Source organism: Chryseobacterium sp. DT-167 (assembly GCF_058310155.1).
This window is the reverse complement of the sequence record NZ_JBZEEQ010000007.1, coordinates 65,850-79,740: the sequence shown is the minus strand read 5'-3', so window position 1 is coordinate 79,740 and position 13,891 is coordinate 65,850. Positions and strand designations below refer to the sequence as shown.

Here is a 13,891-nt window from a genome sequence, read left to right as displayed (position 1 = left end):
TCCACAAAACGGTTTATATTAATAAAAAATAAGACTCTGCAGGCAAAGTCTTATTCTCTCTAATTCTAAATTCTAATAATGGTATGAAAATTTTTATTTTTTGATGATTTTTTTGGTAATAATTTTACTTCTTTCTGTCTCAATTGTTACAAAATATACACCCGCTTCTGCTTCTGAAATATCTATTTTTCCGGCATTATTATGAGACTTAATTATTCTTCCGGCAGCATCAGAAACTTGTATTAATTTTATATTGTCTTCACTTTTTAAATAAAAAACTCCTGTGGTTGGGTTAGGATAGATAGCTGAAACTTCTTTTTTGGCATCAATAACTGATAGATTTGACAAAGAAATTCTTTTTACTTTGGTTCCACCTTGTGAATATGCAACCACCAGATAATTATTCAGAGGATCTATTGCCAAATCATTATAAGTAGCCTGATCGTCAGAAACGAAATTTCCACCGAAAGGAGACCATGTATTTGTTGTACTGTCAAATTTATACACTGTATTTTTCAGGTGATTTCCGTCAGAGCTGTCCCATTGACTGGCAACAACATAAGGTGTTCCTCCTGAAGTGACTGCAATCGCAAGATGCTGAACAGCTTTTGCAGAAAAATTGGCGTTTCCAACCTGGCTCCATGAAGTGCCGTTCCATTTTTTCACATTTATTTTTCTTCCGTTCGTAGAGTTTGAGATATAGGCAACATATAAGTTGTTGTTCCCGTCTATCGCAATATCAGAAGTATATTGTTCGCCGGAAGATGATGTGTCTACAATCGCACCTCCAACCATTGTCCAGCCATCAGCAGTTGTTGCGGTTGTAGTGTTCTCGTAAACTCTTACACCGCTCGATACATTGCAAGTATACACTTTATTATTGGTTCCGATCACCATTTCAGCAAAAGCTGCTCCGCTGGAGAAGCCTGCATTCCCAACTTGTTCCCAGGCGTTGTTCACAAATCGTCTTACAGTTCCTGATCCGTCAGAAGCATAAGTAAAGAGAATATTTGCCGGTGATACTGCTGAAGCGTGATAATTTACCGTATTAGTTGTAGCACTTACTATAGAAGACCATGCAGATCCGGAAAACTTCCGTACTTCTAATCCTGTTCCCTGATTGGTGTAAAAGACATTACCCAGACCATCTAAAGATAAGGAATTATAGAGTGCAATACCCGTTGTAATACCTGCTGTTCCTCCTAAATATGACCAGGAGTTTCCTTCAAACTTTTGTACAGAACCTTTGGAAACCGAAGTGTCGTAATAGGATAAATAATATTTTCCTGTACCATCAATTACTAAATTGTTATAACTTGAGCCTCCTGCAGAAACATTAGCTGCCGATCCTACATTTTCCCACTGCTGAGCTTTTAAAGAAAGAAAACTTAAAGTAACTGCCAGGAGTAAAAGTATTCTTCTCGATGTAATAATGTAGTTTTTCTTCATGATAATTAATATTAGTTTTATAATTTTTATGTCGTTTTCAAGTTTTAATAAATTAAATTTTACTACTTCAACTGCTGGAATAATTATTTGACAAATGTAGAATTTGATTGATCAAAATGAAAATATCTTGAAGATTTACAACTTAAATAAGATACTCATTAGATACTTTATGGGTTATGTTCGATATTTTTGATTAATCTGCAATGTAAAAATGTAAATTTTTCGTTTTCAGTTTAATTGATTTAAATTTTTGGAGTGAAAAAAAAATATTTTTTTATATTGAATTGTCAGAAAGCAAAAGCCATTATCATTAATGAAATGATAATGGCTTTTATGATGATGATATTCTGTTTAAATATGATCTATGAACTGATAAATATCTTCGTTTGCAGGAATTTCCAATTTCTTTCTCAGCCTGTATTTCTTATTTTGCACAGTACGGGTTTCTATGAAAGTATACTGTGCAATCTCTTTGGTCGTTAACTTAAGTTTCAAAAGCGCACAAAATTCAATTTCGGACTGTTGAAGATCAGAATTAATATTGAGTAATTTACCGGAGAATTGTGGAAAAACATTCTCAAAGGCAAACATAAAAGATTCGTCCTTATTTTTGATTAAATTTATCAGTTGGTTATAAGTTTCCTGCAAATTAAGATCAGTATCTTTCTTGTTTTTTCTTTGGAATCTGTACATGAAAAATCCGAAAACACCCATGAGAATAATAAAAGCCATTCCGAAAAGAATCAATTTTTGAGAACTGTTTTCGTTTTCTTCAATCTTTTCTTTTTCAATTACTTTTTGAAGAGAGTTGTACTTACTCTGCAAAATATTTAGGTCAAGTTGCTTTAGCTTCTGCTGATAATAATCTGCACTGTCTTTATTTTTCTTTTTGATGTAAATTTCTTGCAGAGCTTTGTAAATATTGATTTTATTGAGCTCTATTCCGTTTTTTTTGCTGATGGAAAGTGCTTTATGAAAATTACTGATAGCATTCTCAAAATCTCCTTTTGATTTCATCACTTCGCCAAGCACGGTATAGTTGGAAACCATCGGCTTATCGTTTGAGAGTCCATCTGGCTTTATTTTCATAGATTTTCTTACATAATAGTCTGCAGAATCTATATTGTACTGAACATAAATATTGGCAAGGTTTGAATAGTTTAAATATTGAAACCCGGCATATTCATCAGCATCAGTAAGCTGTTTTGCGCTGTTTATTTCCTCAAGAATTTTTTTTGCCGCTTTTCTTGGCTGATTGATATCGAGATAAATATTTGAATAACTATTCAGTATATTAGATTTTGCGTAAAATATCTTTTTTGATTTAGAACGGTCTTTTTGAACGATATCATACGCAGTATTCAGATAATGAATCGCTTTATCATGGAATTTATTAATAGAATAAGTTTCCGCAAGATAAATATTTGCCATCGCCTGATAGTAAGAATCTCCAAATTCTTGTGATTTTTTCTGTAAATTTTCAGCAGATACAATTAAACTGTCTGTAAGATTTTTGCTGTAAAAATAGCGGCATTTTCTGTCAAGAAGCTTCATCTCAGAAAGCGAATCTTTTAGGATACGTGATGTTCGTAACAATGTTCCTGCTTCCCGGTATGCGTTATCGATATTGGTATTGAAAAGTTTAGAATTTTCGGATACCTTATTCCTGAGTCTATCTACATCAGCAGATCGTTGAGCTTTGATACAAAGACCCAACAGTATAATAACCAAATATGTAATTTTCAGAAAAACCCTTCTCATTTTATACGTTCAGATGGTAATTTAAATGATTTTTTGTGAGGTGTGGTGCTAATTTACTTAAAAATTATTCAATTATTGTTAATTATTATCAGAATATGAAAAATGATAAAAAACAGATTCTTTGTTTTTTTTATTGTATTGATTGTATAATTATTTTCAAAATTATAATTTTACAGCATCCGAATTAAGAATATTAATAAGGTGTTAGGTTTTCAGATCATTTAAGCTTTCATTTATCCGATGAAGGTTAATTTATTTTATATCTAATTAAATGATTAAAAAACCATTACACAGCTTTCACATTCCGGTGATGGGACTGGCTTACACGATTGACTCGCCGATACGGGTTGCGCAATACGGAATATCCTCAGTGATATCTATAATTGATGATGATATTATTGAGAAGATGAAAAACTTCTACAACAGCAAATTCAATCTCAGCTATCCTGAAATCTCAACAAAAACTGAAGATTACAGAGCAAAAAGAATTACAGATTATCTCAATCTGGTGGACGATATTGTTAACGAGAAATTCAGATCGTTCAAACAGGAGATTTCAAAGAACAAAGAAGCTTTAAAAAACTTTATTGCCATTCTTCCAAACACTTCAGACATCAAAAGTACACTTCAGAATCTTTCCGAAAACAGAGATTATTTCGGATGTCAGCTTAAAAATTTCATCGAGAAAAATATTAATCCGGGAAATATCGATGTAAACATAATGACAAAAGTAGATAAAGATAATTTTGTTAAAAACAAACAGCTTCCTGCCATTTATAATGATGCACATGCATCTTTGAGAGGTTTTGCAAAAAGTAAACTTTCATCTTCCATGATTTTATCAGCGGGTATGAATCCCCGGTTATATTCTTACATTGAAGAATTTGATGACTTTTTTCCGGATAACGAAGGAATTTTAAAAAAGAAAATAATTTTAAAAGTAAGTGATTTCCGATCTGCGATGATTCAGGGTAATTTTTTAGCAAAAAAAGGGGTATGGGTTTCTGAGTACAGAATTGAATCTGGTTTAAATTGTGGTGGTCATGCTTTTGCAACTGAAGGTTTGCTTTTGGGACCGATCATGGAAGAATTTAAGCAGAAAAAATGCGAACTGATAAATTCTGCACATTCTTTAATAGTTCCTGCATTAGAACAGAAAGGAAAATTTGTCCCACCAAAACCAATGGAAATGAAAATTACAGTGCAGGGCGGAGTAGGAACTTCCGAGGAACATGATTTTTTGTTGGAAAATTACCTTGTTGACAGTGTTGGTTGGGGTTCTCCTTTTCTTCTTGTACCGGAAGCCACTTCTGTAGATCAGGAAACCCGGAATTTACTGGCCCGGTCAAAAGAAAAAGATTTTTATCTGAGTCATATTTCTCCTCTTGGAGTCCCTTTCAACACGGTAAAAGGCACATCCAATGAAACTATAAAAAAACAGAAAGCAGCTAAAAACAAATACGGAAGTGCGTGTCCGAAAAAGCTATTGGCATTAAATAAAGAATATTCTCCACAAGGAATTTGTACAGCTTCTAAAAAATACCAGGAAATCAAATTGAATGAGCTTGTACTTCAAAAACATGAAATGACCAATCATCAGTTTGAGAAAAAAGAAAAGGAAATTACCGGTAAATCTTGCCTGTGCGTAGGATTGGTAAATTCTGCATATATCGAAAACCATCTTTCTATAAAGGGAGAAAAACAGGGAGTTGTTATTTGTCCGGGTCCGAATCTCGCCTATTTTGATAAAGAATTTTCGCTTTCGGAAATGGTAAAACATATTTACGGAAATAAAAACATCATTCCAGATGAGCGTCCTCATATGTTTATTAACGAGCTAAGAATGTATATCAAATATTTACAGAAAGAGATCGAAGATTTTTCAGGAAGCTTGAGCAATGCGCAAATCAAAAAGTGGAATACGTTCAAAAGTAATCTTCTTACCGGGATAGAATATTATCAAAATCTTTTTGACCAGTCAGGATATTTCAAAAACAATAATGAAAAAATTAAGAATCAGCTTACCGAAAATGAATTTTTACTTTTGAATATTAAGATTCCGGAAATCTTATAATTTGAAAGAAAAAACAAATAAATCAAATAAATCATACTTGTATTTTGTTTGAAAAAAATATGTCAGAAACACCTGTAGCACTGATCTCGATTACACAATAATCGAGATTTTTTATTGATAAAGTGAAGATAATCTTATATTTGTATAAATATATTATAGCAATTAATAATATAAAGTAAAAATTTGAATGTACATTTGCTGAATACACAATATGCAAGTTCATGTCAGACTCCATTTATTTATTATTAAATAAACGGCGAATTTTATTATTAAATTTATTTGGTATAATTTTAGAAGCTGAAAAAATATTTGAAAAATAAAGAATTAATATGTAAATTTACTTTGCAGCCATAGCTCAATTGTGAATCATACTATCAGTTCAAAATGATAATTATTTTTTTGATAGCTTTGCTGGTGGAGTACAATTGATATTGCAAGTATTTACAAATAAATATTTTATAGTTAAGCCAAATCCAAACCAATATTAATATCGTAATTATTATAAGTCTTTTTCAAAAAAGCGGGACATCTATACAATTCCGGATGCTTTTTTATAAAAGAACGGTGACTAAACAGAGAAACATAAGATCAGAAAATTTCTCTCAAAGATTTCACCTTTATTTTTTTTAAAAATAAAAATAATTAACTGCTTTATTGCAGTTTTAAATAATAAACGATGCCTAGAAAAGTTGTACAAGGTCCTATCAGGGATAAAGAAAAAACCAAACAGAAATTGCTGAATGCAGTTGGGAAAATTTTGAAAACTAAAGGTTATTCAGGATTAATGGTAAGTAAAATCGCTGCCGTAGCCGGTTTCGATAAAAAATTAATCTACGAATACTTCGGAAGTACAGATAAGCTTATTGATGAATACATCAGATCACAGGATTATTGGAGCAGGGTAGATGAGAAAGATATGAATGTAGATCTTTCTGATGGTGGTAAAGAAATGTCAAAAATGGCTTTACTCAATCAGTTTGAAAGTCTGAGAAAAAACAAAGAGCTTCAGAAAATTATTGTATGGGAGCTTTCTGAAAGCCGTCCTGTTCTTAGAAAAATATTCGAGCAGCGTGAGGAAGTTGGGGAGGGTTTATTTAAAAATATCACAGATCCTCATTTTGGTGAAAAATCTGATGAATACAGAGCGATTACTGCGTTGCTGGTTGCAGGAATTTATCACCTCAATCTTTATACGGCTTATAACGGAACCACATTCTGCGGGATCGATACCAAAACCGAAGACGGAAGAAAGAAAATTGAGAAAGCGATTGTTGATATCATAGATTTTGCATATCAGAAGAAATAATTATCTTTTACAAAAGTTAAGCTTAGGTTTTATCCAAATTTGAAATTTTATACTTTCAGATTAAAACTATATTTCTTACTTTTGGGCTATGGAAAATTTTATCGTATCTGCAAGAAAATACCGTCCGCAACAGTTTGACACCGTTGTTGGGCAATCTCATATTACAGATACTTTAGAGCATGCTATTGAAGAAAATCAGTTAGCACAGGCATTGTTATTCTGCGGTCCACGTGGAGTAGGAAAGACAACCTGTGCCCGAATTTTAGCGAGAAAAATCAACGAAAAAGACGGTTCTGTTTCAGAAGACGGGTTTGCATATAATATTTATGAATTAGATGCAGCTTCCAATAACTCTGTTGATGATATTCGTGAATTGATTGATCAGGTGCGATTTGCACCTCAGGTTGGTCAGTACAAAGTGTATATTATTGACGAGGTGCATATGCTGTCATCTGCAGCTTTTAATGCATTTCTGAAAACTTTGGAAGAGCCTCCCGCTCATGCGATTTTCATCTTGGCTACAACTGAAAAGCATAAAATTATTCCAACGATATTATCCCGTTGTCAGATCTATGATTTTAAGAGAATTACCATTCTTGACATTCAGGAACATTTGAAAGGAATTGCTGAAAAAGAAAGCATCAAGTACGAAGATGATGCCTTATATCTGATTGCCCAAAAAGCAGACGGAGCTTTAAGAGATGCACTTTCAATCTTCGACAGATTATCTACCTTTTCTCAGAAAAATATTACTTTGGCAAAAGCTGCTGAAGTTCTCAATATTTTAGATTATGATCAGTATCTGAAAATTGTAGATTTTGCAAAAGAAAATAAAATTCCGGAAGTACTTTTTGCATTTAATGAAATCGTAAAAAGAGGTTTTGATCCCCATATTTTCATTGCAGGTTTAGGAAATCATTTCAGAGATCTGATGATGGCTCAGAATGCTTCAACAATTGATCTGATCGAAGTTGGCGAACAAACGAAAACAAAATTTGTCGAGCAGGCTCAAAAGTGGAATGCTCAGCAACTGATAGATGGTATCGAAATTTGCAACCACGCAGATATTAATTATAAAAATTCTAAAAATCCGAGGCTTACAGTAGAAATTGCTTTAATGCAATTGGCTTCTCTAACGGCTGCTGGAGACGTTGCTAAAAAAAAAAGTTTATAATATTAGCTCCCTTTCTTCATGAAAAGCAAGAGGTAAAGTTACCATCAAAAGCCGAAGAAAAGAAAGAGGAGATCGAAGTAACTACATTGGTTGCTACAGATCCGCCTGCAGAATTGACAATTAAAACGGCTTCAAAACCATTATCAAGACCAAAGATTTCATCAGGTTTCAGCATCAATTCCTTTATCAATAAGGAAGATAAGCAGGAAGTTGAAGAAACTGTTATAGTTAAAAATGATCATTTGCAGGAACATCATTTCACAGATACCGATCTTCAGGCAGAATGGAATCTGCTTCTCATGCAGTTACGTACCAAAGAACCTTTCATTTTTAATGCCATTAAATCTTTTAAATTAGTAAAGGTCAGCGAAAAAGTGATCCAGGTTTTGTATCCTTCTGAGTCTGCAAAAGCTGAATTTGATAAGATAAGCGGTGAATTTTTTAATCATTTTAAAAGAAAAGTAAATAATTACACAATTGAATTTGATTATAAAAAAGATCACGAAAATCTTAAAATTGAGGTAGTTACAAAGAAAAAGATATTCGAGAAATTTGTAGAAATCAATCCATTGTTGAAAGATCTTGACGATTTAATGAAGTTTGATTTGACTTAATTTTATATATTTGTCAAATGTTTCGCTGAAATGTTGTTTTTCAGAAAAATATTTTATTTAAAAAAACTAGAAATAGACATTCTTAATCTCAAAGTGGAAAAGTTATCATTCCCATATCTGTCTACTTTTGCACCTGCTGATTTTTTTAGCAGTTATTTTAGTTTTTCATCTTTTTATTATAGAAATTTCAGAACGTATTATCGATTTTATTGGTACAGCTAACTGAATTTCTTTCTCAAAAAATACAGGAAAATCAATCATTTTCCATTTCCGATTTCATTACATTTTTGTATCAAATTTTTTGAAAAGAATTATAAAGCAACTTTATAAGGCTTTGTCATTGAATATAAAATTTAAATAAATAATACTTTACAATATGAACTTAACAGAATTAAAAAACGACTGGATCAAAGAGTTTCCACAACCGATGATGATTGCAGGACCTTGCAGTGCAGAAAGCGAAGCTCAAATGTTGGAGACAGCAAAAAGAATAAAAGATACCAAGGCTCAGGTTCCGATTTTTCGTGCAGGAATCTGGAAACCACGTACCAAACCAAATGGTTTTGAAGGAGTTGGAGTAATTGGTTTAAACTGGTTAAAAAAAGTAAAACAAGAATACGGATTTAAAACCGCTACCGAAGTTGCCAACGCACATCACGTTGCAGCAGCCTTGGAAGCTGATGTCGATATTCTCTGGATCGGCGCAAGATCAACAGTTAATCCTTTTACCGTTCAGGAAATCGCTGAAGCTTTAAAAGGAACTGAGAAAACAGTTTTGGTTAAAAATCCTGTGAATCCGGATTTGGCTTTGTGGATTGGTGCTTTAGAAAGACTTCTTGGACAAGATATTAAAAATCTAGGCGTTATACACCGCGGATTTTCAACGTACCAAAAAACAAAATACAGAAACAATCCTAACTGGCAGATTGCTTTAGATTTTAAAAGTCAGTTTCCCAATATTCCGATGTTGGTAGATCCTTCCCATATTTGCGGAAACAGAACCGGTTTGGCAGATATTACGCAGGAAGCTTTGAATGTTGGTTACCAAGGTGCAATTATTGAAACTCATTCTAATCCGGATGAAGCATGGAGTGATGCTTCTCAACAGATCACACCGGAAGTTTTGGCAGAATTAATTTCAAATTTAAAAGTGAGAAATTCTGGTTTGGCAGGTTTTGATAACGAAATGGGAAGGCATAGAACATTGATTTCCGATATTGATTTTCAAATGATTGAATTGCTTTCTCAAAGAATGAAAATTTCGGAGAAGATCGGTAAGCTGAAGAAAGAAAACGATATTGCGATCTTCCAGCCGGAACGTTGGAAAGTGATTACAGAATATGCTGTACAAAAGGCTAAAGAAACAGGGATGTCACAGGATTTTATAGAGAAGGTTTTCAAAGCAATTCATGAAGAATCTATTGAGAAACAAAATAATATCATGATTGATAGAATGTAGAAAGCATAAAGTATAAAAGAATTTAGAATTGATAAATAAATATATTGTTTATCATTCCGGAGGAATCTAAACTTCGAGATGAATAAAAAAATCTTGTCGAGATTCCTCCGGAATGATAAAACTTATGTTTAAAACCTAACCATGATACGAACTAAATCCTAATTCCTTATATTTGCATTCATATATATGAAAGGAAAAATCATTAAATCTACAGGAAGCTGGTATCAGGTTTTGGAAATGGAAACCGGAAAGATTTTTGAAGCGAGAATCCGTGGGAAATTCAAGCTGATCAAAACCAGACTGACCAATCCTCTTGCTGTGGGAGATTTTGTCGAGTTTCAGCTGGAGAAGGATGATATTGCGTGGATTACAAAGATAGAACCACGCAGAAATTACCTGATCAGAAAATCGGTCAACCTTTCGAAAGAAGCACATATTATTGCTTCAAATATTGATCTGGCCTGTTTTATCTTTACTTTAAAACATCCTGAAACCTCTTTCGGTTTCTTAGATCGTTTCCTTGCCTGTTGCGAAGCTTACAATATAAAACCCTTAATTCTTTTTAATAAAATTGATGTCTTAAATGAGGAAGAAATAGAAGTTGTAAAAGATATTCAGTTTCTGTATCAGGAAATTGGCTATGACAGTCTGGAAATTTCATCTTATTCTAAATTAAACCTGGAAGATTTACAGGATCTTCTTAAAGATCAGACTTCAGTATTCTTCGGTCATTCAGGATGTGGAAAGTCTACCTTAGTCAATGCTTTGCAACCTGATTTGAATCTTCGTACTTCAGAAATTTCAGATACTCATCTTAAAGGAAAACATACTACAACTTTTGCCCAGATGCATTTCTGGCATTTTGGAGGAAATGTGATTGATACTCCTGGTGTGAGAGAGTTTGCAATGATTGATATTGAAAAAGAAGAAGTGCAGCATTATTTCCCCGAAATCTTCAGAAAAAGGAAAGAGTGTAAATTTCATAATTGTATGCACATCAATGAACCTAAATGCGCCGTTTTGGATGCATTAGAAACAGGTGAGATTCAGAACTCACGATATTCAACCTACATCAAACTGATGGAAGAAGCTGAAGAAAATTCTCAAAACTAATTCTGAATAGATAAATGTCTTTTTTTCTCAATTACTGACATATTGACTGTTGTAGCAATCAATACGCAATTTTAATCTGTTTATTTTGTAATAAAAAACCCAGCCGAAGCTGGGTAAAAACTAATAACCATGAAAACTCAAATTAAACATGAGAATCGAAATATTAGTTGCAATTAGTATGCCAGAAAACAAGAATAATTTTCTTAATAAATGTTATTTTATGTTAAAAATAAATAAAATTATATTTAGATATTTTTTGTAGTTTTGCAGCATTCAAAAATATACATTTATGTCAAACATTACATTCACTATGATTAAACCTGATGCAGTTGCAGATGGACATATTGGTGCGATTCTAGGAAAAATTTCAGAAGGAGGTTTTAAAATCAAAGCTTTAAAATTAACTCAGCTTACAGTTGCTGATGCAAAAAAATTCTACGAAGTACACGCTCAAAGACCGTTTTATGGAGAATTGGTAGATTTCATGAGTTCAGGACCAATCGTTGCTGCGATTTTGGAAAAAGATAATGCTGTTGAAGATTTCAGAACTTTGATCGGGGCTACAAATCCTGCTGAAGCAGCTGACGGAACAATCAGAAAAATGTTTGCCAGAAGCATCGGAGAAAATGCTGTGCACGGTTCAGATTCTGATGAGAATGCTCTTATCGAAGCACAATTCCATTTTTCAGGAAGAGAAATTTTCTAATCAAGAAAACTTTAAAATAAAAATCCGGATTTTTCCGGATTTTTTTGTTTTGTACTATTTAATTAAAATAAATAACGAGACATTATTAAACTTTTTTTGTTCTGATGGTGAATAATGAAAGACGTTACTAAATCGTTAGTCATATAACAATATTAATTCGGTGTAGTTATTATAATTTTTTTATCATAAAAATTCCGTGTTTTTACGGATGTTTTTGCTTTTAAAAAATCTTCATCTTTACATCAGTTAAATCAAGAATCAAATTAACAACTAGGCATCGTTAATTGAGCATTATTAACTAAGAAACTAATAACCATTATAACTCTCTGATTTGAGAACAATGAGCAGCTTTAATTGGCTGCTTTTTGCTCTATACTTTTAGCAGTTCAATTGTTCTTTCAGGATTTTCTGCAGAGAATACTGCATTACCCGCAACCAAAACGTCTGCACCGGCTTCAAAAAGTTTAGCGGCATTATCCAGATTTACACCACCGTCAATTTCTATGAGTGCTGTAGAATTGTTGCTTAAAATTAAATCTTTAGTCTCTGCGATTTTTTTGTACGTATTTTCAATGAATTTCTGTCCTCCGAACCCAGGATTTACACTCATTAACAATACTAAATCTACATCGGCGATAATATCTTCAAGCATTAGAACAGGGGTAGACGGATTTAATACAACACCTGCTTTTGCGCCTTTGTTCTGGATCAGGCTGATTGTTCTGTGAAGATGGGTACAGGCTTCGTAATGTACAGAAACGAGATCTGCGCCATACTCGATGAATTCCTCAACATATCTGTCGGGTTCTACAATCATTAAATGAACATCTACAAACTTTTTAGCATGTTTCTGAACAGCCTTCATCACCGGGAAACCAAAAGAAATATTGGGAACAAATCTGCCGTCCATCACATCGATGTGCAACCAGTCGGCTTGAGAATTATTCAGCATTTCAATATCTTTTTGCAGATTCCCGAAGTCTGCAGATAAAAGGGAAGGCGCAATTAGCTTAGTTTTCATTTTACTTTTATACTTATATTAGATTGAGAATAAAGACAAAGAACAGAGAATAAAATCCAAATTCTCTGCTCTTTTTGTTTTATGTCTTTTAATGATACTTCAGTTTCATTTCAGGTTTTATATTCAAAAGTGTTTCATAGATCAGTTGAATTACATTTCCTACATCTTCTTTTGAAACCATTTCTACCGTAGTGTGCATATAACGAAGGGGTAAAGAAATCAGCGCACTCGGTACTCCTCCGTTGGAATGTGCAAAGGCATCGGTGTCAGTTCCTGTAGCTCTGCTGGCTGCGGCTCTTTGGTAAGGAATTCCTTTCTTTTTAGCAGTGTCAATAATTAATTGCCGGATAATATGATGAACACTTGGAGCAAAAAATACGACGGGACCATTACCACATTTCTGATCGCCTTCTTTTTTCTTTTCAATCATCGGAGTTGTTGTATCATGGGTAACATCTGTTACAATAGCAATATTCGGTTTAATAGTGTCTGCAATCATATCTGCTCCGTATAAACCCACTTCTTCCTGTACCGAATTTGTAATATAGAGACCGAATGGAAGCTCTTTTTTGTTTTCCTTTAAAAGTCTTGCAACTTCAGCAATCATAAATCCACCGATTCTGTTGTCCAGAGCTCTGCAAACAAAATAACGGTCGTTCATTTCAAAAAACTCATCGGGGTAGGTAATCATACATCCTACAAAAATCCCCAACTCCTCAACTTCCTGTTTTGTTGTGGCTCCGCAATCGATAAAAATATTTTCAATTTTTGGTGTCGGCTCATCCTGATTGGTACCTCTTGTGTGAATAGCGGGCCATCCGAAAACTCCTTTTACAATTCCTTTTTCACCGTGAATATGAACGATCTTTGATGGCGCAATGGTTTGATCAGAACCACCATTTCTGATCACATAAATCAATCCGTCATCTGTAATATAATTGACATACCATGATATTTCATCGGCATGAGCTTCGATCACGACCTTAAAATCGGCTTCAGGATTGATGATTCCATAGCACGTTCCGTAATGGTCGACTTCTATTTTATCAACGTAAGGAGTGATGTAATTCATCCATACTTCCTGACCTCTGTGTTCATATCCGGTTGGTGATGAAGTGTTTAAATATTTCTCTAAAAATTTCAAAGATTTCTTCTCAAATTTCATATTAAAGGAATGATTTTTGTAGTTAAGTTTCGTTATAATACGCGTAAAA

Annotated in this window: 11 protein-coding genes; 7 read left to right on the top strand and 4 right to left on the bottom strand. The window is 33.3% G+C overall.

Features of this window, described 5'->3' with window-relative positions:
• Positions 1-93: 93 nt before the first annotated feature.
• Positions 94-1,449 (bottom strand): T9SS type A sorting domain-containing protein, encoded by a 1,356-nt coding sequence (locus AC4FQ5_RS10960; RefSeq protein ID WP_491143228.1) that lies wholly within the window; start codon positions 1,447-1,449, stop codon positions 94-96.
• Positions 1,450-1,800: 351 nt separating this feature from the next.
• Positions 1,801-3,210 (bottom strand): tetratricopeptide repeat protein, encoded by a 1,410-nt coding sequence (locus AC4FQ5_RS10955; RefSeq protein ID WP_491143226.1) that lies wholly within the window; start codon positions 3,208-3,210, stop codon positions 1,801-1,803.
• A gap of 271 nt (positions 3,211-3,481) precedes the next feature.
• On the opposite strand from AC4FQ5_RS10955, the gene AC4FQ5_RS10950 reads away from it, so the two are divergent.
• The 7 genes from AC4FQ5_RS10950 (at position 3,482) to AC4FQ5_RS10920 (ending at position 11,656) form a co-directional block, all read left to right on the top strand.
• A complete protein-coding gene (locus AC4FQ5_RS10950) occupies positions 3,482-5,284 on the top strand; it encodes a hypothetical protein (RefSeq protein WP_491143224.1) in 1,803 nt (600 codons plus the stop codon).
• A gap of 676 nt (positions 5,285-5,960) precedes the next feature.
• Complete coding sequence (locus tag AC4FQ5_RS10945; protein WP_491143223.1) at positions 5,961-6,590, top strand: TetR/AcrR family transcriptional regulator; 630 nt, start codon at positions 5,961-5,963, stop codon at positions 6,588-6,590.
• 88 nt (positions 6,591-6,678) lie between these two features.
• Positions 6,679-7,764 (top strand): DNA polymerase III subunit gamma/tau, encoded by a 1,086-nt coding sequence (gene dnaX, locus AC4FQ5_RS10940; RefSeq protein ID WP_491143222.1) that lies wholly within the window; start codon positions 6,679-6,681, stop codon positions 7,762-7,764.
• 86 nt (positions 7,765-7,850) lie between these two features.
• A complete protein-coding gene (locus AC4FQ5_RS10935) occupies positions 7,851-8,378 on the top strand; it encodes a DUF8439 domain-containing protein (protein ID WP_491143220.1) in 528 nt (175 codons plus the stop codon).
• A gap of 376 nt (positions 8,379-8,754) precedes the next feature.
• Positions 8,755-9,837 carry a chorismate mutase gene (locus AC4FQ5_RS10930; protein ID WP_491143218.1) on the top strand — a complete coding sequence of 361 codons (1,083 nt, stop codon included), beginning with the start codon at positions 8,755-8,757 and terminating at the stop codon, positions 9,835-9,837.
• Between the two features lie 186 nt (positions 9,838-10,023).
• The gene (rsgA, locus tag AC4FQ5_RS10925; protein WP_491143216.1) at positions 10,024-10,950 is read left to right on the top strand and encodes a ribosome small subunit-dependent GTPase A; all 927 of its coding nucleotides are present in this window, start codon (positions 10,024-10,026) and stop codon (positions 10,948-10,950) included.
• Between the two features lie 289 nt (positions 10,951-11,239).
• On the top strand, positions 11,240-11,656 hold the full coding sequence (locus AC4FQ5_RS10920; RefSeq protein WP_491143214.1) for a nucleoside-diphosphate kinase: 417 nt from the start codon (positions 11,240-11,242) through the stop codon (positions 11,654-11,656).
• Between the two features lie 370 nt (positions 11,657-12,026).
• Here the strand turns inward: AC4FQ5_RS10920 and rpe are convergent, their stop codons facing one another.
• The gene (gene rpe / locus AC4FQ5_RS10915; RefSeq protein WP_491143212.1) at positions 12,027-12,677 is read right to left on the bottom strand and encodes a ribulose-phosphate 3-epimerase; all 651 of its coding nucleotides are present in this window, start codon (positions 12,675-12,677) and stop codon (positions 12,027-12,029) included.
• Positions 12,678-12,765: 88 nt separating this feature from the next.
• Positions 12,766-13,842: a chryseobasin maturation metalloprotease ChrP gene (chrP, locus tag AC4FQ5_RS10910; RefSeq protein WP_491143211.1), complete on the bottom strand. Its 1,077-nt coding sequence runs from the start codon at positions 13,840-13,842 to the stop codon at positions 12,766-12,768.
• Between the last annotated feature and the right edge of the window lie 49 nt (positions 13,843-13,891).

Excerpts from the sequence above, each read along its gene's own strand:
- chrP (WP_491143211.1), bottom strand. The coding sequence starts at position 13,842 with ATGAAATTTGAGAAGAAATCTTTGAAATTTTTAGAGAAATATTTAAAC.
- AC4FQ5_RS10950 (WP_491143224.1), top strand. The coding sequence starts at position 3,482 with ATGATTAAAAAACCATTACACAGCTTTCACATTCCGGTGATGGGACTG.
- AC4FQ5_RS10960 (WP_491143228.1), bottom strand. The coding sequence starts at position 1,449 with ATGAAGAAAAACTACATTATTACATCGAGAAGAATACTTTTACTCCTG.
- AC4FQ5_RS10945 (WP_491143223.1), top strand. The coding sequence starts at position 5,961 with ATGCCTAGAAAAGTTGTACAAGGTCCTATCAGGGATAAAGAAAAAACC.
- rsgA (WP_491143216.1), top strand. The coding sequence starts at position 10,024 with ATGAAAGGAAAAATCATTAAATCTACAGGAAGCTGGTATCAGGTTTTG.
- AC4FQ5_RS10920 (WP_491143214.1), top strand. The coding sequence starts at position 11,240 with ATGTCAAACATTACATTCACTATGATTAAACCTGATGCAGTTGCAGAT.
- AC4FQ5_RS10955 (WP_491143226.1), bottom strand. The coding sequence starts at position 3,210 with ATGAGAAGGGTTTTTCTGAAAATTACATATTTGGTTATTATACTGTTG.
- AC4FQ5_RS10930 (WP_491143218.1), top strand. The coding sequence starts at position 8,755 with ATGAACTTAACAGAATTAAAAAACGACTGGATCAAAGAGTTTCCACAA.
- dnaX (WP_491143222.1), top strand. The coding sequence starts at position 6,679 with ATGGAAAATTTTATCGTATCTGCAAGAAAATACCGTCCGCAACAGTTT.
- rpe (WP_491143212.1), bottom strand. The coding sequence starts at position 12,677 with ATGAAAACTAAGCTAATTGCGCCTTCCCTTTTATCTGCAGACTTCGGG.